A 23,301-nucleotide genomic window follows, 5' to 3' on the forward strand; every position below is an offset into this window, starting at 1 on the left:
TCCTTTTAGCGCTTCCAGCCCAGGATCAGGTCGTACAGCACCCATTCCAGCGTCTTGTCGGTCAGCCACAGGAACAAGGCCATCACGACGACAAAGGCAAACACGTAGCCCGTCATCTGCATTGCTTCCTTGCGGGTCGGCCAGACCACCTTGCGCACTTCGCGCAGCGAGTCCTGACCGTAGGCGATCAGCGACTTGCCAGACTCGGAGGTGAAGAAGGCGCCCGCAGCGGCGGCCAGCAAGACCAGCAGCGCGGCCCACTGCGCGATCGGGCCTTGCTTGGCCAGCGCGTAATACGCGGCCAGTGCACCGATCAGCAGCACCACGGCGCCGGCCAGCTTCGCCTTGTCGGCGCCGGTCGTCACTGTTTCGACTTGAGTATTGGACATTGAACTCTTCAACTTTCAGGCCCGGCCTCGCAGCCTGACAAATACATTCGGGACAGACCCATCAGCAGCAAAGCCCGCCGGGAATTACTCCCGCGGGCTGCTTGCTTGACCACTGGAACCGGCGATTATCGCAGAGGACTAATCGCTGGCAGGGGCAGAGGGTCTCGAACCCCCAACCTTCGGTTTTGGAGACCGACGCTCTGCCAATTGAGCTATGCCCCTGTGGTCTTTCAAACTTTAGGCAATGATCGTAGCGACCACGCCCGAACCGACGGTACGGCCACCTTCGCGGATAGCGAAGCGCAGACCGGTTTCCATGGCGATCGGAGCGATCAGCTTCACGGTGATGCTGACGTTGTCGCCAGGCATGACCATTTCCTTGTCCTTGGGCAGCTCAACAGCACCCGTCACGTCCGTCGTGCGGAAGTAGAACTGGGGGCGGTAGTTGTTGAAGAACGGCGTGTGACGGCCGCCTTCTTCCTTGCTCAGGACATAGATCTCGGCCGTGAAGTGCGTGTGCGGCTTGATCGAACCCGGCTTGGCCAGCACTTGGCCACGCTCGACGTCTTCACGCTTGGTGCCGCGCAGCAGGATACCCACGTTGTCGCCTGCTTGACCTTGGTCCAGCAGCTTGCGGAACATTTCCACGCCCGTGACGGTGGTCTTCTGCACGTCGCGGATACCGACGATTTCGATTTCCTCGCCAACCTTGACGATGCCGCGCTCCACGCGACCCGTCACCACCGTGCCGCGACCCGAGATCGAGAACACGTCTTCCACCGGCAGCAGGAACGTGCCGTCAATGGCGCGGTCCGGCTGGGGGATGTACGTGTCCAGCGCATCGGCCAGACGCATGATGGCTTGCTCGCCCAGGTCGCCCGTGTCGCCTTCCAGCGCCAGCTTGGCCGAACCCTTGATGATCGGGGTGTCGTCGCCCGGGAAGTCGTACTTGGACAGCAGCTCGCGCACTTCCATTTCGACCAGCTCCAGCAGCTCGGCGTCGTCCACCATGTCGCACTTGTTCAGGAACACGATGATGTACTTCACGCCCACTTGGCGAGCCAGCAGGATGTGCTCGCGCGTCTGGGGCATCGGGCCGTCAGCGGCCGAGCACACCAGGATCGCGCCGTCCATCTGTGCCGCGCCCGTGATCATGTTCTTCACATAGTCAGCGTGGCCCGGGCAGTCAACGTGAGCGTAGTGGCGGTTGGCCGTTTCGTACTCGACGTGCGCGGTGTTGATCGTGATACCACGGGCCTTTTCTTCAGGAGCCGCGTCGATCTGGTCGTAGGCCTTGGCCTCGCCGCCGAACTTCTTCGACAGCACCGTGGCGATTGCAGCCGTCAGCGTGGTCTTGCCGTGGTCAACGTGACCGATCGTGCCCACATTGACGTGCGGCTTGGTCCGTTCGAATTTACCTTTTGCCATCTTGCGCTCCTGGCGATCAGATCAAAAACAACAAGGGGGAAGAAAAGAGGTGGTGCCCATGACGCGGATCGAACGCGTGACCTCTCCCTTACCAAGGGAGTGCTCTACCACTGAGCCACATGGGCATCGACACAGGTTTGACGGCCACCCTCTTGGTGACCGACCGGCAAACCGGTGCCGACGACTTCTCTTTTTGACGACTTCTTCTACTGCCGCAGAACCTGCCCCATCGCTGGAGCGGGAAACGGGAATCGAACCCGTGTCATTAGCTTGGAAGGCTAAGGTTCTACCATTGAACTACTCCCGCCCGGGAGCAACACCTACCGCCAAGATCGCACCCTTTCGGGCCGGTTCAAGACGTTCGCTTTGGTGGAGGAGGCTGGATTCGAACCAGCGTACGCGTTAGCGGGCAGATTTACAGTCTGCTGCCTTTAACCACTCGGCCACCCCTCCGAAGCGAGCCCACGACTATAGCACAGCATTTTTGGTCGGCAAAGCAATTTCACCCCAAGGCCAGCAAGGCGACTTCCGCACACGGGCACCCCACAAGCAGAGATCGCCGGCCAGCACAGGTTCGGTCGCACGAGCACCCTCCCGGGGCGCGCGCCAGCAATACCACCATCACCCGGCATGCAGCAGACCAAAGAGGAACCGGCCATACCAATCTACTACCAAGCACAGGAACCCAGGCTGCGCAAGTCGCGCACCTCCATTTTCAGGGGGATCCTGCCGCCATGTCGCGTCGGGAAAGCAACGCGCAAGGGAAAACGCGAACTCAAAAGTGGTAGCAAAGTGGCACTACTGAACAGTATAGTGGCATGGCATTGGTTGCACTTACACGTCCCCTGGAGGCGCCAGCCCCATGCCACTTGCCTAACTGGTATGCGTTGGTTCCACGTTTCAACAGGCCGAGATTGATCCCTACAGGCCATTTCGAGGAGCAGTTCATATGAAGGTCAAGAAGACCCCAGTCGCCGCAGCGGTGTCCATCACCCTGCTTGCTGCCACGTTTGCAGCACATGCTCAGCAAGCTGAGCCGGCGAAGAAAGAAGCCGCGCAGCTGGAGCAAGTGGTTGTCACGGGTATCCGTGCATCGCTGCAGACGGCTGCCAACATCAAGAAGAACGCCAACGCCGTGGTGGACGCCGTGTCTGCCGAAGACATCGGCAAGCTGCCGGACTCGGACGTGGGCCAATCGCTGGGCCGCATCCCGGGCATCTCGGTGGGCCGCGCGTTCGGTCAAGGCGCGACGGTGTCGATCCGCGGCTCTGACCCGCAGATGACCTACACGACCCTGAACGGCCAGACCGTCGCTTCGACCGGCTGGTATGACCAGCTGGACATCGACCGCTCGTTCAACTACTCGCTGCTGCCCTCCGAACTGATCGGCGGCATGAAGGTCTACAAGTCCTCGCAAGCCGACCTGACCGAAGGCGGCATCGGCGGCACCGTGATCGTCAACACCCGCAAGCCGCTGGAAATGCCTGCCAACACCGGCTTCGCCAGCATCAAGTACGGCAAGGGCACGATCAGCGACGCCGAGAAGGAAATCTCGGGCCTGTACAGCTTCAAGAATGATGCACGCACCTTCGGCGCCCTGATCGCCGTGGGCCATTCGGACGGCTCCTACATCCGCCGTGGCATCGAGGCCGACAGCCGCTGGTCTTCGGACATCGCTCCGACCGCCTTCGTGCAAGACCGCAAGCGCGATGCCATCAACCTGTCGCTGCAAGCCAAGCCGGTGCAAGGCCTGGAGATGGGCCTGAACATCCTGAAGCTCAAGCTGGCGGCCGACAACTCCAACAGCAGCGACTACATCTTCCACGATGCCAACTGCGACAAGCGCAACACAGCCGTCAAGTCGCCCTGGAATCCCGATGGCATGTGCCTGCACAGCACCACCACGGCCGCCAAGCCGCTGATGAACCAGTTCTTCCAGAACTGGGCTCGTGCTGCTGAAATGACTTCGGACAGCGTGACCTTCGACGGCCACTACCAGACCGAAGGCGCCAAGTTTGACGTCGTCGTCGGCAACACCAAGGCCGACGGCGGCACATCGCTGACGACCAACTACGCCTACGGCTGGTGGGACAAGCCGGCCAAGTGGCAAGGCACGATCGACGCCACCGGCAAGCAGATCGTTCTGAGCCCGACCTCGAACCAGTCCTTCAGCGCCGCCAACCTGCCTGCGACCAGCTCGCCGGAAACCTGGGCAACCTCGCGCGGCCCCAACAAGGACCAGGAAAAGTTCGGCCAACTCGATGCCACCTTCGACCTGGCATGGGGTGCCCTGACCTCGTTCAAGACCGGCGTCCGCCTGGCTGACCACACCTTCGAGAAGCGCTCCTACCGTCCGGTCTGGAACGCCACGATCGCCCCGGTCAACACCGCCAGCCTCTATGAAGGCCAGGTCGGCGTCGCCAGCTGGGAGATCCCGCGTCCGAACATCGGTGCCATGCTGGCCAACACCAGCAAGAACATCTCGGGCTGGATCGAAGACCGCTCGGCCTTCAGCGAGCTGAACGAAAAGAACAAGGCCATTTACGGCATGTTCGAATTCGAAGCCGAGAAGATTCGCGGCAACTTCGGCCTGCGCTACATCTCGACCGATGTGAAGAACACCGGCTTCGCGTTTGACGGCACGCCGCTGGCTGCGGGCGACTACGCCGGCAACGAGAACTGGGGCCGTGGCTTTGCAGTCAAGAAGTCCAGCTACAACGATGTGCTGCCCAGCCTGAACATCGCCTTCGACCTGCGCAGCGACCTGATCCTGCGTGCCGCTGCCTCGCAAGCCATCACCCGCCCGAACTTCGTCAATATGTTTGGCGTGTCGGTGTCGGGCTACAACGATGACCGCGTCGGCAACGAAACCTGGACGCTGGGCAATGTCGGCCTGAAGCCGATGAAGTCGAGCCAGATCGACCTGAGCCTGGAGTACTACTACGGCAAGGGCAACCTGATCTCGGCCACCTACTTCAACAAGGACATCTCGAACTTCATCACCGCCAATGTGCTGACCAACCAGAAGGTCGGCCTGGTCGATCCGAAGTCCAAGGTCGACAACTGGACGGTGCAGAGCTTCGTGAATGCCGGCGGTGGCCGCCTGCAAGGTCTGGAACTGCAGATCAACCATGCCTTGGGCAACGGCTTCGGCGTGTCGGCGAACTACACCTTCACCGAAGGCACCGCACCGGCCAGCAGCTATGCCGACAACCTGGGCATCTTCACCCAGTCGTCCAAGCACAACATCAATGCCGTGGGTTACTACGAAGACCAGAACTACTCCGCTCGCCTGGCCTACAACTGGCGTTCGAAGTACATGATCCGCGAGAACTCGTACTGGTACGGCAACCGCATGCATGACGGCTACGGCACGCTGGACGCGAGCTTCGGCTGGAACATCACCAAGAACCTCAAGCTCAGCCTGGACGTGACGAACCTGTTGAAGAAGGACGACATCCAGTACGGCGCGATGGACGCGAGCCTGCCGGCCGACGTGCTGCACAAGGACCCGCTGAAGGCAGGCTTCCCGGCCTGGTCCTTCTCTGGCGAGCGCACCTACAAGATTGGCCTCAGCGCCAAGTTCTGATCGAGGTCCATTCGATCACTTTCAAAGCCCGGCAGCCGCCGGGCTTTTTTTTGCTCGTGGCCTCAGAAGTCGTAGAAGGTGTTGACCGTCAGGCGACCCCGGCGCGGATCGCTCGTGATGCTGCGCTGCGGATTGATGCAGGCCGTGTGCAGCAGGCTGCCGCGGTAGATCACCAGGCGATTGAAACGCGCGGGCATCATGCCCAGGAACTCGAAGTGCTCGTCGCCCTCATCGAAGTAGCGCGGCCTGGGTGGGCTGGCGTTGAGCTCGGCATAGTAGGTGTCGAGATAGCGCTCGCTGGTGTCCGCCGTGATCTGCTGCAGGCAGGTGGTCTTGTGGCGATAGAAGCCGGTGCCCCCGTGGTTCTCATCGCAGAGAAAGAGCAGCACTGCCATGTGATGCGGCGTACTGGCATCGAAGTGAGGCGTGCGCTGCAAAGGTCCGAGCGCCTCCGGCCTCATCGTGGTGAGCGAGAAAGTGCAATCGCTCTTGCGCATCTTCAGCGACTCATCGACCTGGAAATTGAGCCGTATCAGCGGCTCCATCAGCGCGGTGAGATTGGCTGAGTAGTCTGCGGGCACGCGCGCCCGAATGCCGGGGTAGCCCTTGCCTTCGTTCATGCCCGGGCAAGGCTGGAACTCGCTCTTGCAGGCAGCCTCGAGAAGCGCCTGCGGGTCTTGCAGAAAGTCGTCGATGAAGACCACCTGATGCTCACCCACCTGCACCGACTGGATGTTGGGCGGCATGCGGATCTGGAAGGCATTGAGGCTCATGGTCGCAACTGTAGCGGGCGTCATGCCGCCAGACCTTGGTCAGACCTTGATGTAGATGCGGCGCTTGTCCAGCCCGCGCACGATCACCGCCCAGGCGGCTACGAACACCAGTGCAAAGGCGACTGACTGGCCGTAGGGGCCAACGAGTGGTGCGAGCCAACCGAAGCCCTTGGCATAGATGGGTGTCATCCAGCCGAAGCCTTCAAGCAGCACGGTGCACATCCATGCGCCGGCATAAGCGGCGATGGCGTTCAGGCCGAAGGCGCGGCCCCAAGGATGCCCGCCCTTCTGGTCAACCCAGACATGGGCCGCGGCCAGCGCAAGCGCGGCCAGGCCACCGGTCCAGAGCACAAAGGATGATGTCCACAACTGCTTGTTCAATGGCAGCGATGCAGACCAGGCCAGGCCCAGGGCGGCAGCCAGCACGCCGGCGCCCAGCAGGTTCACCATCTGCTCGCGCCGCAGCAGATGGCCGCAAAGCAGGCCGAACACGCAGGTGGCCAGCGCACCGAGCGTGGAGAGCAGCCCTTCCGGATCGAAGGCCACGCCGCTCGCTGCATCCCACTCATAGGCGAAGCGGCCGAGCACTGCAGTGTCGATGCGTTGCGCAATGCCGCCCAACTTCTCGAGGGTCGCGTCGCCATGCAGCAAGGCGCCATAACCAGCGAGCAGCACCGCGAACAAGGCCCATTGCATGCGTGGGCGCAGGTAGATCGTCACCAGCCCCGCGAAGGCAAAGCAGATGCCGATTCGCTGCAGCACGCCCATCACGCGGAACTCGGGCTTGTTCATCAGCCACCACGCTAGCGCATGCAGCGTGAGGCCGAGGCCGATGATGCGCACACTGCGAACGAGCACCGCCGTGCGCAGCGGCGCCGTTGCAGCACCGGAGTCAATGCGAGGGCCAAGACTCAGTGCCGAAGAGACGCCAACGATGAACAGGAAGAACGGGAAGATCAGGTCGGTTGGCGTGAAGCCGTGCCAGGCGGCATGCTCCAGCGGCCAGTACACATGGCCCCAGTCGCCCGGGTTGTTGACCAGCAGCATGGCAGCCACGCTCAGGCCGCGCAGGGCATCGACCGAATCGAGACGACGGCTCATCAGGCGCCCTCAGAAGTCAGGGATCAGAAATCGCAGCGGCTCTCGAGCCCGCTGGCCGGCACGGTGTCTTCACGCGACACGCCGCGGCGGCGGTAGTCCTGCACCGCAGCGTCAACTTCGGCCGGACTCAGGAGGGCATTGCGCGCATGGAAGACCCAATCCACCTCCTGCTGCCAGCGGCGCGGCTCATCGCTCCTGGGCAGCAGGCCGCCGGGCGAGAACCAGAGGTTGAAGCTGATCGCCAGCGGCACAACGGGGTAGTTGCGGCCGCCATGACGTGCCAGCTCGCGGCCATCGAGGAACCAGCGCACCTTGCCCTCGCCCACCTGCATCTGCAGCGTGTGCCAGCCGTTCAGCGAACCGAATTCCTCATGCTGCTGGTTGTGGGCATCCCAGGGGTCGATGCGCACCGTCTGCCAGCTGATGCCGTAGAGCCGCGTCTTCTCGCTGCCCCAGCCGCCATTGGCCAGATACTCCCAGTCCAGCTCGCTGAACTGCGGGTCGTAGTCGTGGCGCAGCGGTGCCACGGCATAGAAGGTCTGGATGACAGGGTCGCCGTCGATGCCGCTGAACGGCTGGTCGTTGAAGCGGATGCGCGCGGCGAAGGTGCCTTCAAGGTACTTGCGCTGATGGCAGATCTGCGCCTGCTCGGTGCCCGCTCCAGTGCCATCGGTGCGGCCGCTCAGGCGCAGGAGGCGATTGCCCTTTTGCGCCGGGTCGTCCACCAGGCTCAGGCCAGCAGCCTTCCAGCTTGCGCCTTCGACGCCGGGATGGCCGGCCTTGCTGCGTGCGGTCCAGCCGTGGCTGAACAGCGCGACGACATCGGCTTGCGAAAAATCGTCGAACAAGCGTTCGGGCGCAGCTGCATGTGCGCCCGTCGATGCGAGCAGCAGCACCAGCAATAGGGACCTCATGCGCTGGCCGTTGCTTCGCTCTGCTTCGCAGCCTCCGAGCCCTCGCGACCCGGGATGCGCACGAAGAACATCAGGATGAAGGCCGGCACACCACAGGCAATCGTCCAGAGGAAGAACTGCTGGTAGCCCAGCGCCAGCTGAATGTCGCCGCTGATGGTCTTGGACAGGATAAAGCCCAGCTGCATCACGCCCGAACCCAGCGCGTAATGGGCAGTCTGGAACTTGCCCGGCGCCACGGCCTGCATGATGTAGAGAATCATTCCGACGAAGCCGAAGCCGTAGCCGAACATCTCGACGCTCACCGCAGCGCCGATATGGAACGAGTCCGTCGGCAGCGTCACGCTCAAGTAGTAGAAGACCGCGTTGGGCACCGCCATCGCAATGATCAGGATGGGCATCGCCCGCTTCAGGCTCAGCCACGAGGTGAAGTAGCCACCCAGGATGCTGCCAACCAGGAAGGCTGCCGTGCCGGCCGTGCCGTAGATGGCACCCACCTGCTCGGTGGTCAGGCCGAGGCCGCCTTTGTCGCGAGCCTCGATCAGGAACAGCGGCCCGATCGTCTGCACCTGGCCTTCGGCAAAACGGAACAGCACGATGAAGAGAATGGCCAGCCAGATGCCTGGCTTCTTGAGGAAGTCGACGATCACTTCCTTGAGCGTCTTCACGATGCTGGCCGCGCTCAGCGAGGCATGCTCGGTGTTCAACGCACCCGGCAAGGCCCAGGCGTTGTAGCTCGCCAGCAGCGCCAGCACGACGGCCAGCAGGGCGAAGATCGTCGACCAGGCATTGAACACGCCGATGGACTTCTCCAGATGCCCGGCCAGTACGAGCAGGCCACCCAGCGTGAGGAACTTCGAGGCGTTGAAGAATGCGCCCTGCCAGCCGGCGTAGGCTGCCTGCGACTTCGCATCGAGCGAGGCCATGTAGAGGCCGTCGCAGGCGATGTCATGCGTGGCTGAGGCGTACGCCAGCAGGAACAGCACCGCAATTGCTGCCTGGAAATACATCGGCAACTGCAGCGCACCGGCCATCAAGGCCAGGCCGGCCGCGCCGGTGAACTGCATCGCCACGACGATCAGCTTCTTGCTGCGCGCCAGCTCCAGGAAGGGGCTCCACAAGGGCTTGATCGCCCAGGCCAGGCCCAGGAGGCCGGTCCAGCGGGCGATCTGGTCGTTGGCCACACCCATGTTCTTGAACATCAGGCCCGCGATCAACATCACGACGAAGAACTGCATGCCCTGCACGAAGTACAGGCTCGGCACCCAGGTGATGGGCGAACGTTGCTGGCTCATGGTTCTTCTCCTCGTCTGTCTTGTTGTCGTGATCGTCGGGAAGGCTCTGTCTAGTTCAGCGTCACCGGCGGCTTGGCCGTCGCCTGCAGCTCGCCGCGCAACCAGCGCTTCAGCGCATCGAGAGCGCCATCGGCATAACCCCAGCTGACCACCGCCGGCGCGGCGATGTCCAGCACCTGGAACGGATTCCAGAGCGCCAGATGCAGGTCCGGGCGGGCCGAGCCGGCACTGGCCTGGTAGCGGCCGCGCTGGTTGGACACCAGCACGTTGACGCGGCCATCGGCCGGAATGTCAGCGGCGGAAATCGCGCGCAGATTGGGCAGATGCTTGAACTCCACATCGGCGAACCAGCCTTCGAACAGCGCAGCCACCTGAGCGACCGAAGCCCCCGCTTCGGACACGCCGTCGCTCGCGACGCTGGCCTGGCAGATCACGCGCAGCGGCGCGGCGCGGTCCGGCGCCATGGCGCCACGCAGTGCCGTCAGGCCGCGGGCCCAGATATCGCGCATCAGCCGGTCGTCTTCGGCGCGCTCGCTGGCCGCGTAGTCTCGGTGGCTCAGCGGGTACTGCGTAGCCAGGCGATCCAGGCGGGCCACCGATTGCGCCAGGCGCTCGGCCGTCAGGTCGCCCGCCGCCAGCGCCGCGCCGATGGCGTCAATCGCTTCCGCCTGCTCGGCCAGCGAGCCCTGCGCCAGTGGCATGTCGGCGCCGGCTTGCAGCGCCAGCACGGAAGCGCGGGCATAGCCGTAGCGCTCGAACACGGCCTTCATCATCAAGGCATCGGTGATCACCACGCCGTCGAAGCCCATGCTCTCGCGAAGGATGCCGGTCAGGATGCGCTTGGACAAGGTGGCCGGATGCTCGCCATCGAGCTGCGGATAGACGATGTGGGCCGTCATGACTGCAGGTGCGGCCTCGGGGCCCGATGCCAGTGCACGGAAAGGCTTGAGCTCCAGGGCCTCCAGCGCAGCGAGAGACTTGTCCACCGTGGGCAACGCGTGATGCGAGTCCACATGGGTGTCGCCATGCCCCGGGAAATGCTTGACGCAGCAGGCCACGCCTTCGCGCAGCGAGCCGCGCATCCAGGCGCGAGCCAGGCGGGCCACCCCTTCAGCGTCTTCGCCAAAGCTGCGCTCGCCGATCACCGGATTGGCCGGGTTGTTGTTGATGTCCAGCACCGGCGCGAAGTTCCAGTTGATGCCGAGAAAGCGCAGGCCTCGGGCCACGGCGGCACCGGTGGCCTCGGCCAGGGCTTCATCGCCAATCGCGCCCAGCGCCATGGCGGCCGGCGCCTGCGGCAGGCTGGTGGCGCGGATCACCGAACCGCCCTCCTGGTCGATGCCGATCAGGGCCTTGTCGCCCATCACCGCGCGAAGGTCGGCGGTCAGTTGGCGGATCTCGTCTTCGGTGCCGAGGTTCTTGCGGAACAGGCAGATCGCGCGGATCTTGCGATCACGCAGGAAGGCTGCAGTGTCGGCGTCGAGCGATTTGCCCGGGATATCGACCATGACCAACTGGCCAGGATGAACAGGGAACTGGCTCATCGACAACCTCAGTGTGTCTTCGTGACTTTGGCCAGATGGCGCGGCTGATCCGGGTTCAGGCCACGTGCCCGCGCCAGCGCCTCGACCATGGGATAGAAGCTCTGCACCGCGGCAATCGGGTCCAGGTCTTCATTGCCGGTGCAGCTCAGAGGCAGCTCGGCGCCAGGCGTGCCGGCCGGGGCGGCCAGCAGCACGCGGGCACCACGGCCACGCATTTCTTCGGCAAGGGCCAAGAGGCCAGCTTGCGCCGGGCCGCGCGGTGCGAACACCAGGAGCGGATAGCCTTCCTCGACCAGGGCCATCGGGCCATGCTTCACTTCGGCGCCCGAGAAGGCTTCGGCCTGGATGCCGCAGGTTTCCTTGAACTTCAGGGCCGCTTCCAGCGCGATGGGCAGCGAAGTGCCACGGCCGATCACGAACAGGCGATCAGCGTCCTTCAGCGCATCGACAGCCACGCTCCAGTCCTGACGCGCCGCTTCTTCCAGCGCCGCAGGCAGTTGCTGCAGCGCGGCCGACAGGTCTTCATCACCTTGCCAGGCAGCCACCACGCGCGCGCCGGCAACCAGCTGGGCGATGTAGCTCTTGGTGGCAGCCACGCTCTGCTCCGGACCGGCATGCAGGCCGAACACATGCTCGCTGGCCTCGGCCAGCGGCGAACCTGCCGCATTGACGAATGCCACCGTGCGCGCACCGCCTTCGCGGAAGAACTTCTGCGGTGCAACCAGGTCGGGGCTCTGGCCCGACTGCGAGAACGCGAAGGACACCAGACCCTTGCACTCGATCTTGCTCTGGTAGAGCGTCACCAGCGACATTGGCAGCGAGGTGACCAGGCGGCCGAGACGCGCCATCATGAGGTAAGCCATGTAGTGGGCAGCGTGGTCAGAACTGCCGCGAGCCACCGTCAGGAGCGAGCCGGGCGGCAGCTCGCGCAGCGACTCACCGAGGGCTGCGTAGGCATTCTGGTCAGCGGCCAGCTGGCGCGCCACGGCGGCAGGTGCGCTCAGGCACTCTTCAAGCATTCGCGTAGTCAATTTCTTCTCCTTCAACGACCACGCGCTGCATCTGCAATTCACGGTCCATCACCACCAGATCCGCCCAGGCGCCCACGACCAGTTGGCCGCGGTCATCCAGACCCATGTATTCCGCCGCGTTCGCCGACACGCGGCGCGAAGCGTCTTCAATTTCCAGGCCCAGCTGGAACACGAGATTGCGCAGCGCCTGGTCCATCGTCAGCGTGCTGCCGGCCAAGGTGCCGTCGGGCAGGCGAACGCCGCCCATGCACTTGGTGACCGTGTGGCGGCCGAGCCTGTACTCGCCATCAGGCATGCCCGCGGCCGCCGTCGAGTCGGTGACGCAGAACATGCAGGGGATGGAGCGCATCGCCACGCGGATCGCACCCGGATGCACATGCAGCAGGTCCGGAATGATCTCGGCATAGCGCGCATGCGCCAACGCCGCGCCGACCATGCCGGGCTCGCGGTGATGCAGGCCGCTCATCGCGTTGAACAGGTGCGTGAAGCCGCGTGCGCCCTTGTGCAAGGCGGCCACGCCGTCTTCATAGGTGCCGGCCGTGTGGCCGATCTGCACGCGAAAGCCCGCCTCGACCAGCTTGGGGATCAGCTCCACCATGCCGGGCAGTTCGGGCGCCAGCGTGATCAGCTTGATCGGTGCCAGCTCGTTCAGTGCGCGCACTTCGGTGAGGCTGGCGTCCTTGGCGAAGTCGGGCTGTGCGCCCAGCTTGCCGGGATTGATGTACGGGCCTTCCAGGTGCACGCCGAGCACGCGCGCGCCTTGCGGGTCGCGCGCCTTGCACAGAGGCCCGAGCGCCGTGAGCGCATTGCGGATGTCTTCCAGCGGCGCGGTCATCGTGGTGGCCAGCATCGAGGTCGTGCCGTGGCGCACATGGCGGCGCGACATCTCGCGTGCCGCGTCGCCGCCCTCCATCGTGTCGCGGCCACCGCCGCCATGCACATGGATGTCGATGAAGCCGGGCAGCACGATGGGCAGGCTGCTGGCGCGCACCTCGGCCTCGCTCACTGCTTGGCCAGCGATGCGGCTGATACGGCCGTCCTGCTGCTCCAGGGTACCGCGCACAAAGCCTTGCGGCGTCAGGATGTGACCATCAATCGCCTGCATCACGCTCATCCTTCGCGCCTCATTTCTGCGACGAAGTCGTAGTAGTCACTGCGGCAGTAGCTGTGCGTCAGCTCCACCGCCTGGCCACCATCGAGATAGCCCACGCGGGTGATGAAGAGCACGGCCTGGCCCACCGGCACCTGCAGGAGGCCCGCCAGCTTGGGGTCGGCATTGATGGCGCGAATGTGCTGCAAGGCACGCACCGGTGCGCCGCCATGCTTGGAGAGATACGTGTATAGCGAGGCGTCGACCTTCTGCGGATCGGGCAAGACGGAGGCCGGCAGCACGCTGACCTCGTAGGCCATCACCACTTCATCGGCAAGGCGCAGGCGCTCAAGGCGCGCGACGCGCTCGCCGGTGGTCAGGCCGAGCGACAGTTGTTCGTCCGGCGCGGCCAGCGAGAAGCCGCGAGTCAGCCAGCGCGAGCTGGGCTTGAAGCCGCGCTGATGCAGTTCTTCCGAGAAGCTGGTCAGGCGCGACAGCGGCTGCTCCAGCTTCGGCGCGATGTAGTTGCCCGAGCCGCGCTTGCGCACGATCAGCCCCTGCTCCACCAGGCGGTCAATCGCCTTGCGGGCGGTGACGCGCGACAGGTCCAGCGATTCCGACAGGACGCGCTCGGAAGGCAGGGCTTCGTCGGCGTGGTACTGGCCTTCGCGGATTGCCTGCGCCAACTTGTGCGCCAGCTGCATGTAAAGCGGGGAAGCCGCCTGCGGATCCGGTTTGAACTGGAAGGGCAGTTTGTTGTTGCTCATGGACGACCCATTTCGGAAATAGCGCGACGAATCATCAGCAAGGCACCGGCCGCCGAGTCGCCCTGAGGCGGCACGCAGCGCTGGCGCAAGGAAGGCGAGAACAGTGGCCCCAGGCGCAAGGCAATGCTGCCGCACAGCGCCATAGGCAGGTCGCCGGAGGGGTCCAGCGCGGCGGCAAGCTTTTCGAGCTCAGCCACTGCTTCGTTGACAAAGGTCTGCGCGGCTGGGTCGGTGTCGGCATGCTCGAACACAAGCGGCGCCAGGCCGGCATAGCCGTGCTGGCCAGCGCTGGCGCACCAGGCCAGCAGGGTTTCGCGGTCACGGCCGCATTTGGCCCAGATGGCGCGCGCCAGCGGCCCGCTCTCGGCGCGCCCATCGAGAGCCTGGTGGGCGTGGCGCATGGCCTTCTGGCCCAGCCAGGCACCGCTGCCCTCGTCGCCGATCACCCAGCCCCAACCACCGATGCACACACGGCTGCCATCGCGGCGCACGGCCTCGCCGACCGAGCCGGTGCCCGAAGCAATGACCGCGCCGGGCTGACCTGCGTGAGCACCGAGCACGGTGGTGTAGCCATCGTTGTCGAGCTTGACGTGGGCATAGCCCGGCTGCGTCGCGATGAACTCGGCCACAGCATCGGTCAAGCCCGCGCCAGAGAGGCCCAGGCCGATGGCGCATTCAGATAGATCAAGGCTGGCAATGCCCGCCTGCTGGCAGGCCTGCTGCAGTGCCAGCTGGATATGAGCCCAGGCTTGTTCAACGCCCTGAGCCAGGGCCGAAGGGCCGCTGTCGCCCTGACCGAGCAGGCGGCCATCGATACCAGTCAGGCGCAGTCGCGTACCGGTGCCACCGCCGTCAACGCCGACAAGGAAGCGCACTGCAGAGACAGCTTGTGCCGCTGCGCTGGACCGGGTGTGGGTGGCGGACGTCATGGTGATACCAGTCTAATACCAAACGCTTTCGAGCGTCAATTGGTATTCCACTGGTTTTGACCCTGAGAAAAGCCGCTGGTCAGAGTGACAAAAGCGGGCCCCAGGTCGACCGGCATGCGCTGCACCATACCAGTTTAGAACCAAGCCGCCGATTGGTGGCAGCCCTAGGGCCACACCCTAGTCGCTCAGCGCCCAGTCAAGGGATTGGCCCTGGCCGGCCAGCCATTGGGCAGCCTGCGAGAAGTGAGCGCAGCCAATGAAGGGCTGGGGCGGCCGGGTGGCCGACAGGGGCGAGGGATGATTGGCCTGCAGCAGCAGATGCTGCGGCCCGGCCGCCTGGATCAGCGCCGCCTTGGCCTGGGCATGAGCGCCCCAGAGCATGAAGACCTTGGGCGCGGCGTCCCTTGCGGCGGCCTCGATCAGCGCATCAGTGAGCGCCTCCCAGCCGCGCTTGGCATGGCTGGCCGGTGCGCCATCCTCCACCGTCAGGCAGGTGTTGAGCAGCAGCACACCGCGCTGCGCCCAGGCCCCGAGATGAGGCGTCATGGGGGGCTGCTGACCCAGGTCGCGCTGCAGCTCCTTGAAGATGTTGCGCAGGCTGGGCGGGACCTTGTTGCCGGATGGCACCGAGAACGCCAGGCCCTCAGCCTGTCCGGGGCCGTGGTACGGGTCCTGGCCCAGGATGACGACGCGGACCCGCTCCAGCGGCGTCAGTCGCAGCGCGCGCAAGGGATCGGGCGGATAGATGACAGCGCCCGCTGTCTCACGTTGGGACAGGTGATTCAGCAGGCCCTGACCGGCCGGGCTTTCGCGCCAGGCCTCCAGCACCGGCCGCCAGCCGGCGTCGACCTGCCAGTCGAGCGGCAACTGCAGCTTCACGAGAAAAACAGCTCGGCCAGCGCCTGGCCCGGCACCGGCGCGCGCATGAAGGCCTCGCCGACCAGGAAGGCATTCACCTGCGCGGCGCGCATGGTCTGCACATCGGCCGGGCCGAGGATGCCGGACTCGGTCACCAGCAGGCGATCCGCCGGCACGTTCTTCAGGAGGCCCAGCGTCGTATCCAGCGTCACTTCAAACGTGCGCAGATTGCGGTTGTTGATGCCAACCAGCGGCGTCTTCAGCTTCAAGGCGCGGTCCAGCTCGCGGCCGTCGTGCACCTCGACCAGCACGTCCAGGTTGAGGCTCATGGCGCAGGCCTCGAGGTCGGCCATCAGGGCGTCTTCGAGGCTGGCGGCGATCAGGAGGATGCAGTCCGCACCCATCGCGCGGGCCTCGAAGACCTGGTATTCGTCGACCATGAAGTCCTTGCGCAGCACCGGCAGCTCGCAGGCCGCGCGCGCCGCCTGCAGATAGGCCACCGAGCCCTGGAAGAAGGGCTCGTCAGTCAAGACGCTCAAACAGGCCGCGCCATGGGCTGCATAGCTCTCGGCGATCTCGGCCGGACGGAAGTCTTCGCGGATCACGCCCTTGCTGGGGCTGGCCTTCTTGATCTCGGCGATCACGCCGCTCTTGCCACTAGCGATCTTGGCGCGCAGCGCCTTCTCGAAACCGCGCAGATCGCGTCGGCCTTCGGCCTCCTCGCGAACACTGGCCAGCGAGCGGCGGCGCCTGGCAGCCGCCACTTCCTCATGCTTGACCGCATTGATCTTGTTCAGGATGTCGGACATGGGTATCAGGCCTTCGCAAGAGCCTGCGTCGCGGCGACGAACTGGTCCAGCTTGGCACGCGCCGCGCCGCTGGCAATCGCCTCGCGCGCCTTGGCTATGCCGGCGGCAATTGAATCGACCACATTGGCTGCATACAGCGTCGCACCGGCGTTGAGCAGCACGATGTCGCGCGCCGCGCCGTCTTCATTGGAAAGCGCACCCAGCAGCATCACGCGCGACTCTTCCGGGCCGGCCACCTTGAGGCTTCGGTTGCTGACCATGGAGAGGCCGAAGTCTTCCGGATGGATCTCGTACTCGCGCACCTCGCCATCCTTCAGCTCGCCCACCAGCGTGGCAGCGCCGAGCGAGATCTCGTCCATGCCGTCCTTGCCGTAGACCACCACCGCATGCTCGGCGCCCAGGCGCTGCATCACGCGCACCTGGATGCCGACGAGGTCGGGGTGGAACACGCCCATCAGGATGTTGGGCGCGCCGGCCGGGTTGGTCAGCGGTCCGAGGATGTTGAAGATGGTGCGAACGCCCAGCTCCTTGCGCACCGGGGCGATGTTCTTCATCGCCGGATGGTGGTTGGGCGCAAACATGAAACCGATGCCGGTTTCGGCCACGCTCTGCGCCACCTGTTCGGGCTTGAGCATGATGTTGGCGCCGAGCGCTTCCAGCACGTCGGCGCTGCCGGTCTTGCTGGAAACGCTGCGGTTGCCGTGCTTGGCGACTTGCGCGCCCGCAGCGGCAGCCACGAACATCGAGCAGGTCGAGATATTGAAGGTGTGGGCGCCATCACCGCCCGTGCCCACCACGTCGACCAGATGCTTGCTCGGCGGCACCGGCACCTTGTTGGACAGCTCGCGCATCACCTGCGCAGCGGCGGTGATCTCGCCGATGGTTTCCTTCTTGACGCGCAGGCCGATCAGGAGGGCCGAGGCGATCACCGGCGACATCTCGCCGGCCATGATGCGGCGCATCAGCGAGAGCATCTCATCGTGGAAGATCTCGCGGTGCTCGATAACGCGGGTCAGGGCTTCGTTGTCTGAAATGGGCATCGCAAATCCTCAAAGGCCAAAGTATTCGCGCATCGCGGCGACGGCACGGTCGACGCCAGCAGCGTCAACATCGAGATGAGTCACAAAGCGCAGGCGGTAAAGGCCGGTGGCCAGCACGCCGCGCGATTTCAGGAAGGGGACGACGCCCGCGGCCTTTTCCTTGTCCGGGCCGGACACGTCGACAAACACGATGTTCGTCTGCGGCTGTTCCACGGTCACGCCGGGCAGGCCTTGCAGGCCGGCGGCCAGGCGCTGAGCCAAGGCATGGTCTTCGGCAAGGCGGGCCACATGGTGGTCCAGCGCGTAGTGCGCCGCCGCGGCCAGCAGACCCGCCTGGCGCATGCCGCCACCGCACATCTTGCGCCAGCGGTGCGCCTGCTTGATCAGCTCGCGGCTGCCGCAAAGCACCGAGCCGACCGGCGCGCCCAGCCCCTTGGAGAAGCAGACCGAGACGCTGTCGAAATGCCGGCAGATCTCGCGGGCCGCTTCGTACGGGTCGCCACCTGCAGCCACCGCGGCATTGAATAGCCGCGCACCGTCGAGGTGGCGCGACAAGCCCTTGCTCAGCGCGAGATGCGAAGCGTCTGAGAGATACGCCAGCGGCAGCACCTTGCCGCCAATCGTGTTCTCCAGCGTCAGCAAGCGAGTGCGCGCGAAGTGCGCGTCGTCCGGCTTGATCTGCGCCTCGATCTCGCTCAGGGGCAGGGAGCCATCGGCCGCATGCGCAATCGGCTGCGGCTGGATCGAACCCAGCACCGCTGCACCGCCGCCTTCCCAGCGGTAGGTGTGGGCGTACTGGCCGACCAGGTATTCATCGCCGCGCTGGCAATGGCTCAAAAGCGCGCAGAGATTGCTCTGCGTGCCGGTGGGCATGAAGAGCCCGGCCTCGAAGCCCAGGCGCTCGGCCGTGGCGGCCTGCAAGGCATTGACGCTGGGGTCGTCGCCAAACACATCGTCGCCCAGCGGCGCCGCCTGCATGGCCGCACGCATCGCAGCGGTCGGCTGCGTGACGGTGTCGCTGCGAAGATCAATGACGGTGCTCATGACTCACAGCGCCAGTTGCAGAAAGTTCTTCAGCATCGCGTGCCCATGCTCGGACAGGATGGACTCGGGATGAAACTGCACGCCCTCCAGCGGCGTGGCCGTGCCGGCCAATTCGCGGTGGCGCACACCCATGATCTCGCCGTCTTCGCTGCGCGCGCTGATCTCCAGCACCGCCGGCATCGTGGCTTCCTCGATCACCAGCGAGTGGTAGCGGATCACGCTGAAATCCTTGGGCAAGCCCTTGAACACGCCCTTCTGGTCGGTCGTGATGGTGCTGGCCTTGCCGTGCATCTGCGTCTGCGCGCGGATGATCCTGCCACCCAGCGCCGCGCCGATGCTCTGATGGCCCAGGCAGACACCCAGGATGGGCAGCTTGCCCGTGAAGGCCTGGATGGCTTCCACACAAACGCCCGCTTCGGCCGGAGAGCAGGGGCCGGGCGAGAAGACCAGGTGATCAGGCTTCAGGGCGCCGATTTCCTCGACCGTGATCTGGTCATTGCGCACCACCTTCACGTCGGCCCCGAGTTCGCCGAAGTACTGCACCAGGTTGAAGGTGAAGCTGTCGTAGTTGTCGATCATCAACAGCATGTCAGAACCCCTCTTCCACAAGTTCAGCGGCACGGAGCAAAGCGCGCGCCTTGGCTTCCGTCTCTTTCCATTCCAGTTCAGGCACCGAGTCGGCCACGATGCCCGCTGCCGCCTGCACGTACAGCGTCTGATCCTGGATCACGCCGGTGCGGATCGCAATCGCCAGGTCCATGTCGCCGGCAAAGCTCAGGTAGCCGCAGGCGCCGCCGTAGATGCCGCGCTTGACCGGCTCCAGCTCGTCGATGATCTGCATCGCCCGAATCTTGGGCGCGCCGCTCAAGGTGCCGGCCGGGAAGGCGGCGCGGAACACATCCATATTCGTCAGGCCCTGCTTCAGCGTGCCTTCGACGTTGGAAACGATGTGCATCACATGCGAGTAGCGCTCCACCGCAAAGGCATCGCTCAGCTTCACCGAACCGGTTTCGGCAATGCGGCCCACGTCGTTGCGGGCCAGGTCGATCAGCATCAGGTGCTCGGCGCGCTCCTTGGGGTCGGCCTTCAGCTCGGCTTCCATGGCCACGTCCTTCTCGGCCGTGCCGCCACGGGGTCGCGTGCCGGCCAGCGGGCGGATCGTGACCTGCGTGCCGGCCGCTGTCTTCTCCTGGCGCACCAGGATCTCGGGCGAAGCGCCCACGATCTGGAAGTCGCCCATGTCGTAGAAGTACATGTAGGGGCTGGGGTTCAAGGAACGCAGCGCGCGGTACAGGCTCAGCGGTGAGCCGGTGTAGCGCTTGCGCAGGCGCTGGCCGAAGACGATCTGCATGCAGTCGCCAGCCGCGATGTAGTCCTTGGCCTTGAGCACGCCGGCCTCGAAATCAGCACGCGCGAACTCGCGCTCCACCGGATGCGCCTCGCTGCGCGTGACCCGCGGCGCGCTGACGCTGTAGGCCAGCTTGTCGCGCAATTCGGTCAGGCGCTTCTTGCCCTTGTGGAAGGCCTCGGGCTGGCCGGGGTCGGCGTAGACGATCAGGTAGAGGCGGCCGCTCAGGTTGTCGATGACGGCCAGCTCCTCGCACTGCAGGAGCATCACGTCCGGCGTATTGAGGCCGCCGGACTTTTCGGTCTTCGCGAGCTTGGGTTCGACGTAGCGCACCGCGTCGTAGCCGAAGTAGCCGGCCAGGCCGCCGCAGAAGCGCGGCAGGCCAGGGCGCAGCGCCACCTTGAAGCGCTTCTGGTAGGCCTCGATGAACTCGAGCGGGTTGCCCTCATTCGTCTCGATCAGGCGGCCGTCCTGCAGCACCTCGGTGCGAAAGCCGCTGCTCTTGAGCACCGTGCGCGCGGGCAGGCCGATGAAGGAATAGCGGCCGAAGCGCTCGCCGCCCACCACCGATTCCAGCAGGAAGCTGTGCTTGCCCTGGCCGGCGCCGGCGCAGAGCTTCAGGTAAAGCGAGAGGGGGGTTTCCAGGTCAGCGAAGGCCTCGCTGATCAGGGGGATGCGGTTGTAGCCTTCCGCGGCCAGGCTCTGGAATTCAAGTTCTGTGATCACGTCAACACACCTTCGGTACAGGCGTGCCATCAGGCGGGCACGCGTCCGTTACACGGTCGCTGCGCTGGCCGGATCAGTCAAGAAAAGGGGCCCTTTGCGGGCAAGCGGCAAGCAGCAGCGGCTTCAAGAGAAGTCGGTTGGGCAACGCCAGGGCCAGGCTCCCCGGTCGTTCGACCCCTTGATGTGCTTGCGCGTGATGAACATGCGGCCGAGTGTACCGGCTAAATCATCCAGCGAACGAGCGTGAATTCAGGCGCGGACAAGCGCCATGGCCTTGGCACATACTCCAGGCTCAGTATCAAGCCTGCCGTTCGAGCGGGTCCACAACAACGGAGTGGGACATCAAGATGCATCGTCGTTCCCTGATCACGCTGGCGCTGGCCGCCTGCGCTCTCTCCCTGCCGCTGGCCGCCCAGGCCGACACGGTTGAAGTGGCCGGCGTCAAGTACGACACCGCGGCCGACGTGGGCGGCAAGAAGCTGGTGCTCAATGGCGCCGGCATCCGCTACAAGGTGGTGATCAAGGTCTACACGGCCGGTCTCTATCTTGCCGAAAAGACCACCGATCCGGACACCTTGCTGCACATGGCCGGCCCCAAGCGCCTGCACATCGTGGCGCTGCGCGACATCGACGGCAACGACCTCGGCAAGCTCTTCACCAAGGGCATGGAAGCCAATGCGCCGCGCGAGGAATTCGTCAAGTCCATCAACGGCGTCTTGAAGATCGCTGAACTCTTTGCGGCGAAGAAGGAGTTGTCCAAGGGCGAAAGCTTCTCGGTCGACTATGTTCCCGGCGTCGGCTCTCAAGTGCTGATCAACGGCAAGGTGGCGGGCGACCCGATCAAGGAACCCGAGTTCTTCACCGCCCTGATGCGCATCTGGCTGGGCAAGTCGCCCGCGGACGATTCGCTCAAGGAAGCGCTGCTCGGCATCGAGCGCAAGCGCCGCCGCTGAGGCCTCAGGCCGGCAGCTCCTCCAGAGAATCGATGAAGCGGTCGGCATCGACCGCCTCGATCGGCTCACCATGGTTGTAGCCATAGCGCACCAGCACGACAGGACAGCCGGCCGCACGCGCGGCCTTCGCGTCATTGCTGGAGTCGCCAATCATCCAGCTGGCCGCCGGCGGCGTGCCCAGCGCCTCGCAGGTCTTCAGCAACGGCATCGGGTCGGGCTTCTTGCGCTCGAAATCATCGCCGCCAAAGACCTGATCAAAGAATCCATCCAGCCCCTTGCGGCGCAGTAACTCGCGGGCAAAGCGCGCCGGCTTGTTGGTCAGGCAGGCCATGGGCAGCCCGAGCGCGCGCAAGCCTTGAAGACCAGCCAGCACGCCCGGAAAGACGTCCGAGTGCACGCCATTGGCTGACTCATAGTGCCGCTGATAGCGCACCCAGGCCTCGTCATACCAGCACGCGTCGGCGCCAACCTCGGCCAGCGTGCTCCGGATCAAGTGCTCGCTGCCCTGGCCGACCGTCAGCTCGACAAACTCGCGCGTGACACCGCGCTGGCCGAGCTCGGCCAGCACCTGGTTCAGCACGAAGACGAAGTCGCCGAGAGTGTCGACCAGGGTGCCGTCCAGGTCGATCAGGAAGGCTTGCGGCGATGGAAGGTCGTTCAAGGAGAGCGTCATCAGGCCACTCGCATTCCGCTTGCAGCCTCGAAGCGATGCGCCCGTTCCGGCGCCCACCTGATGCCGACGGCATCGCCCACCTGATGCGGTGTCCGGCCGGCCACGCGCGCGGTCAAGGTGCCCAGCGGCGTCTCCAGCTTCAGATAGGCTTCCGGCCCGGTCGGCTCCAGCATCAGGACCTTGCCATTCAAGCCATCACCCGGCGCACCCAGCTCCACATGCTCCGGCCGCACGCCGATCTGCACGCCGGGCTGCTCCGCCATCTCGAAGAAGTTCATCGCCGGTGAGCCGACGAACTCGGCGACGAAGCGGTTCGCCGGGCACTCGTAGATGGCCTCGGGGGTGCCGAATTGCTGGACCTGGCCGTCCTTCATCACGGCGATGCGGTCACCCAGCGTCATGGCCTCGACCTGGTCGTGGGTCACGTAGACCGTGGTCGTGCGGGTGCGCTGGTGCAGGAGCTTGATCTCGGCACGCATCTCGACGCGCAGCTTGGCGTCGAGGTTGGACAGCGGCTCGTCGAACAGGAAGAGCTTGGGGTTGCGCGCCAGGGCCCGGCCCATGGCCACGCGCTGGCGCTGGCCGCCGCTGAGCTGGGCCGGGCGGCGGTCCAGCAGATGCTCGATCTGCAGCATCGCGGCCACGCGCTTCACGGCGGCCTCGCGCTCGGCCTTCGGCACCTTGCGCATCTCCAGCGCGAAGGCAATGTTCTGCGCCACGTTCATGTTCGGATAGAGCGCATAGCTCTGGAACACCATGGCGATGTCGCGGTCCTTGCTGGCCACGTCGGTCACGTCGCGCTCGCCAATCTCGATGCGGCCACTCGTCGGCTGCTCCAGGCCGGCGATCATGTTGAGCAGCGTGCTCTTGCCACAGCCCGAGGGGCCCACGAGGATGAGGAACTCGCCGGCCTCGATCTCGATGTCGATCCCCTTGAGGATCTCGGTCTCGCCAAAGGTCTTGCGGATCTCTTTGATTGCCAGCGCGCCCATCGTCTTGAACC

General features: G+C 64.9%; 21 protein-coding genes and 4 tRNA genes. 2 read left to right on the forward strand and 23 right to left on the reverse strand.

The window, feature by feature from the left end:
* Window positions 1–5 precede the first annotated feature (5 nt).
* From secE to ABT392_RS17270, 6 genes are all read right to left on the reverse strand, one after another.
* Entirely contained in the window at window positions 6–389 is a 384-nt protein-coding gene (secE, locus tag ABT392_RS17245; protein ID WP_334279896.1) for a preprotein translocase subunit SecE, read from the reverse strand.
* A 146-nt stretch (window positions 390–535) separates the two neighbouring features.
* Window positions 536–611, reverse strand: a tRNA-Trp gene (locus tag ABT392_RS17250).
* A gap of 15 nt (window positions 612–626) precedes the next feature.
* Complete coding sequence (gene tuf / locus ABT392_RS17255) at window positions 627–1,817, reverse strand: elongation factor Tu (protein WP_395385130.1); 1,191 nt, start codon at window positions 1,815–1,817, stop codon at window positions 627–629.
* Between the two features lie 50 nt (window positions 1,818–1,867).
* Window positions 1,868–1,942: transfer RNA gene (locus ABT392_RS17260), tRNA-Thr, on the reverse strand.
* Between the two features lie 108 nt (window positions 1,943–2,050).
* Window positions 2,051–2,124, reverse strand: a tRNA-Gly gene (locus ABT392_RS17265).
* A gap of 60 nt (window positions 2,125–2,184) precedes the next feature.
* Window positions 2,185–2,270: transfer RNA gene (locus tag ABT392_RS17270), tRNA-Tyr, on the reverse strand.
* Between the two features lie 496 nt (window positions 2,271–2,766).
* On the opposite strand from ABT392_RS17270, the gene ABT392_RS17275 reads away from it, so the two are divergent.
* Window positions 2,767–5,406, forward strand: coding sequence for a TonB-dependent receptor (locus tag ABT392_RS17275; protein ID WP_395385129.1), 2,640 nt, complete (start codon window positions 2,767–2,769; stop codon window positions 5,404–5,406).
* A gap of 62 nt (window positions 5,407–5,468) precedes the next feature.
* Here the strand turns inward: ABT392_RS17275 and ABT392_RS17280 are convergent, their stop codons facing one another.
* From ABT392_RS17280 to trpE, 15 genes are all read right to left on the reverse strand, one after another.
* The gene (locus ABT392_RS17280; RefSeq protein ID WP_395385128.1) at window positions 5,469–6,179 is read right to left on the reverse strand and encodes a DUF6445 family protein; all 711 of its coding nucleotides are present in this window, start codon (window positions 6,177–6,179) and stop codon (window positions 5,469–5,471) included.
* A gap of 39 nt (window positions 6,180–6,218) precedes the next feature.
* Window positions 6,219–7,280, reverse strand: a complete 1,062-nt coding sequence (locus ABT392_RS17285; RefSeq protein ID WP_395385127.1) for an acyltransferase family protein — start codon at window positions 7,278–7,280, stop codon at window positions 6,219–6,221.
* A gap of 23 nt (window positions 7,281–7,303) precedes the next feature.
* A complete protein-coding gene (locus ABT392_RS17290) occupies window positions 7,304–8,194 on the reverse strand; it encodes a glycoside hydrolase family 16 protein (RefSeq protein WP_395385126.1) in 891 nt (296 codons plus the stop codon).
* Window positions 8,191–9,486 (reverse strand): MFS transporter, encoded by a 1,296-nt coding sequence (locus ABT392_RS17295; RefSeq protein ID WP_464970830.1) that lies wholly within the window; start codon window positions 9,484–9,486, stop codon window positions 8,191–8,193. Before ABT392_RS17295 ends, ABT392_RS17290 begins: the two co-directional genes overlap by 4 nt.
* A gap of 50 nt (window positions 9,487–9,536) precedes the next feature.
* A complete protein-coding gene (gene nagZ / locus ABT392_RS17300) occupies window positions 9,537–11,030 on the reverse strand; it encodes a beta-N-acetylhexosaminidase (protein ID WP_395385124.1) in 1,494 nt (497 codons plus the stop codon).
* Between the two features lie 8 nt (window positions 11,031–11,038).
* The gene (locus tag ABT392_RS17305) at window positions 11,039–12,061 is read right to left on the reverse strand and encodes an SIS domain-containing protein (RefSeq protein ID WP_395385123.1); all 1,023 of its coding nucleotides are present in this window, start codon (window positions 12,059–12,061) and stop codon (window positions 11,039–11,041) included.
* Window positions 12,042–13,175 carry an N-acetylglucosamine-6-phosphate deacetylase gene (nagA, locus tag ABT392_RS17310; protein WP_334279356.1) on the reverse strand — a complete coding sequence of 378 codons (1,134 nt, stop codon included), beginning with the start codon at window positions 13,173–13,175 and terminating at the stop codon, window positions 12,042–12,044. The genes ABT392_RS17305 and nagA overlap by 20 nt, the downstream gene beginning before the upstream one ends.
* A complete protein-coding gene (locus ABT392_RS17315) occupies window positions 13,172–13,918 on the reverse strand; it encodes a GntR family transcriptional regulator (RefSeq protein ID WP_334279357.1) in 747 nt (248 codons plus the stop codon). The genes nagA and ABT392_RS17315 overlap by 4 nt, the downstream gene beginning before the upstream one ends.
* Window positions 13,915–14,847: a glucosamine kinase nucleotide-binding domain-containing protein gene (locus tag ABT392_RS17320; protein WP_395385122.1), complete on the reverse strand. Its 933-nt coding sequence runs from the start codon at window positions 14,845–14,847 to the stop codon at window positions 13,915–13,917. Before ABT392_RS17320 ends, ABT392_RS17315 begins: the two co-directional genes overlap by 4 nt.
* A gap of 177 nt (window positions 14,848–15,024) precedes the next feature.
* Entirely contained in the window at window positions 15,025–15,726 is a 702-nt protein-coding gene (locus ABT392_RS17325) for a uracil-DNA glycosylase (protein WP_334279359.1), read from the reverse strand.
* Window positions 15,723–16,514, reverse strand: a complete 792-nt coding sequence (gene trpC / locus ABT392_RS17330) for an indole-3-glycerol phosphate synthase TrpC (RefSeq protein ID WP_395385121.1) — start codon at window positions 16,512–16,514, stop codon at window positions 15,723–15,725. The genes ABT392_RS17325 and trpC overlap by 4 nt, the downstream gene beginning before the upstream one ends.
* 5 nt (window positions 16,515–16,519) lie before the next feature.
* Complete coding sequence (trpD, locus tag ABT392_RS17335) at window positions 16,520–17,554, reverse strand: anthranilate phosphoribosyltransferase (RefSeq protein WP_395385120.1); 1,035 nt, start codon at window positions 17,552–17,554, stop codon at window positions 16,520–16,522.
* A 9-nt stretch (window positions 17,555–17,563) separates the two neighbouring features.
* Window positions 17,564–18,598 carry a low-specificity L-threonine aldolase gene (gene ltaE, locus ABT392_RS17340; RefSeq protein ID WP_334279362.1) on the reverse strand — a complete coding sequence of 345 codons (1,035 nt, stop codon included), beginning with the start codon at window positions 18,596–18,598 and terminating at the stop codon, window positions 17,564–17,566.
* A gap of 3 nt (window positions 18,599–18,601) precedes the next feature.
* Entirely contained in the window at window positions 18,602–19,186 is a 585-nt protein-coding gene (locus tag ABT392_RS17345; RefSeq protein ID WP_334279363.1) for an anthranilate synthase component II, read from the reverse strand.
* A 1-nt stretch (window position 19,187) separates the two neighbouring features.
* On the reverse strand, window positions 19,188–20,672 hold the full coding sequence (gene trpE / locus ABT392_RS17350) for an anthranilate synthase component I (RefSeq protein ID WP_334279364.1): 1,485 nt from the start codon (window positions 20,670–20,672) through the stop codon (window positions 19,188–19,190).
* Window positions 20,673–21,019: 347 nt separating this feature from the next.
* Here trpE and ABT392_RS17355 point away from each other — a divergent pair, with 347 nt between their 5' ends.
* Window positions 21,020–21,625: a chalcone isomerase family protein gene (locus ABT392_RS17355; RefSeq protein ID WP_395385119.1), complete on the forward strand. Its 606-nt coding sequence runs from the start codon at window positions 21,020–21,022 to the stop codon at window positions 21,623–21,625.
* A gap of 4 nt (window positions 21,626–21,629) precedes the next feature.
* Here ABT392_RS17355 and gph read toward each other — a convergent pair whose 3' ends face one another.
* Both gph and ABT392_RS17365 read right to left on the reverse strand, forming a co-directional pair.
* Window positions 21,630–22,298 carry a phosphoglycolate phosphatase gene (gene gph / locus ABT392_RS17360; protein ID WP_395385118.1) on the reverse strand — a complete coding sequence of 223 codons (669 nt, stop codon included), beginning with the start codon at window positions 22,296–22,298 and terminating at the stop codon, window positions 21,630–21,632.
* Window positions 22,298–23,290 carry an ABC transporter ATP-binding protein gene (locus ABT392_RS17365; protein WP_395386812.1) on the reverse strand — a complete coding sequence of 331 codons (993 nt, stop codon included), beginning with the start codon at window positions 23,288–23,290 and terminating at the stop codon, window positions 22,298–22,300. The genes gph and ABT392_RS17365 overlap by 1 nt, the downstream gene beginning before the upstream one ends.
* Window positions 23,291–23,301: the final 11 nt, after the last annotated feature.

The sequence above is a fragment of the Paucibacter sp. JuS9 genome (assembly GCF_044043925.2).
GTDB lineage: Bacteria > Pseudomonadota > Gammaproteobacteria > Burkholderiales > Burkholderiaceae_C > JAUASW01.

What these genes read in the sequence shown, in the direction of transcription:
- nagZ (WP_395385124.1), bottom strand. Translation starts at nt 11,030, where the DNA reads ATGAGCCAGTTCCCTGTTCATCCTGGCCAGTTGGTCATGGTCGATATC.
- ABT392_RS17365 (WP_395386812.1), bottom strand. Translation starts at nt 23,290, where the DNA reads ATGGGCGCGCTGGCAATCAAAGAGATCCGCAAGACCTTTGGCGAGACC.
- ABT392_RS17275 (WP_395385129.1), top strand. Translation starts at nt 2,767, where the DNA reads ATGAAGGTCAAGAAGACCCCAGTCGCCGCAGCGGTGTCCATCACCCTG.
- ABT392_RS17295 (WP_464970830.1), bottom strand. Translation starts at nt 9,486, where the DNA reads ATGAGCCAGCAACGTTCGCCCATCACCTGGGTGCCGAGCCTGTACTTC.
- trpD (WP_395385120.1), bottom strand. Translation starts at nt 17,554, where the DNA reads ATGCCCATTTCAGACAACGAAGCCCTGACCCGCGTTATCGAGCACCGC.
- tuf (WP_395385130.1), bottom strand. Translation starts at nt 1,817, where the DNA reads ATGGCAAAAGGTAAATTCGAACGGACCAAGCCGCACGTCAATGTGGGC.
- ltaE (WP_334279362.1), bottom strand. Translation starts at nt 18,598, where the DNA reads ATGAGCACCGTCATTGATCTTCGCAGCGACACCGTCACGCAGCCGACC.
- ABT392_RS17290 (WP_395385126.1), bottom strand. Translation starts at nt 8,194, where the DNA reads ATGAGGTCCCTATTGCTGGTGCTGCTGCTCGCATCGACGGGCGCACAT.
- ABT392_RS17280 (WP_395385128.1), bottom strand. Translation starts at nt 6,179, where the DNA reads ATGAGCCTCAATGCCTTCCAGATCCGCATGCCGCCCAACATCCAGTCG.
- ABT392_RS17285 (WP_395385127.1), bottom strand. Translation starts at nt 7,280, where the DNA reads ATGAGCCGTCGTCTCGATTCGGTCGATGCCCTGCGCGGCCTGAGCGTG.
- ABT392_RS17315 (WP_334279357.1), bottom strand. Translation starts at nt 13,918, where the DNA reads ATGAGCAACAACAAACTGCCCTTCCAGTTCAAACCGGATCCGCAGGCG.
- ABT392_RS17320 (WP_395385122.1), bottom strand. Translation starts at nt 14,847, where the DNA reads ATGACGTCCGCCACCCACACCCGGTCCAGCGCAGCGGCACAAGCTGTC.
- ABT392_RS17355 (WP_395385119.1), top strand. Translation starts at nt 21,020, where the DNA reads ATGCATCGTCGTTCCCTGATCACGCTGGCGCTGGCCGCCTGCGCTCTC.
- gph (WP_395385118.1), bottom strand. Translation starts at nt 22,298, where the DNA reads ATGACGCTCTCCTTGAACGACCTTCCATCGCCGCAAGCCTTCCTGATC.
- secE (WP_334279896.1), bottom strand. Translation starts at nt 389, where the DNA reads ATGTCCAATACTCAAGTCGAAACAGTGACGACCGGCGCCGACAAGGCG.
- trpC (WP_395385121.1), bottom strand. Translation starts at nt 16,514, where the DNA reads ATGTCCGACATCCTGAACAAGATCAATGCGGTCAAGCATGAGGAAGTG.
- nagA (WP_334279356.1), bottom strand. Translation starts at nt 13,175, where the DNA reads ATGAGCGTGATGCAGGCGATTGATGGTCACATCCTGACGCCGCAAGGC.
- ABT392_RS17345 (WP_334279363.1), bottom strand. Translation starts at nt 19,186, where the DNA reads ATGCTGTTGATGATCGACAACTACGACAGCTTCACCTTCAACCTGGTG.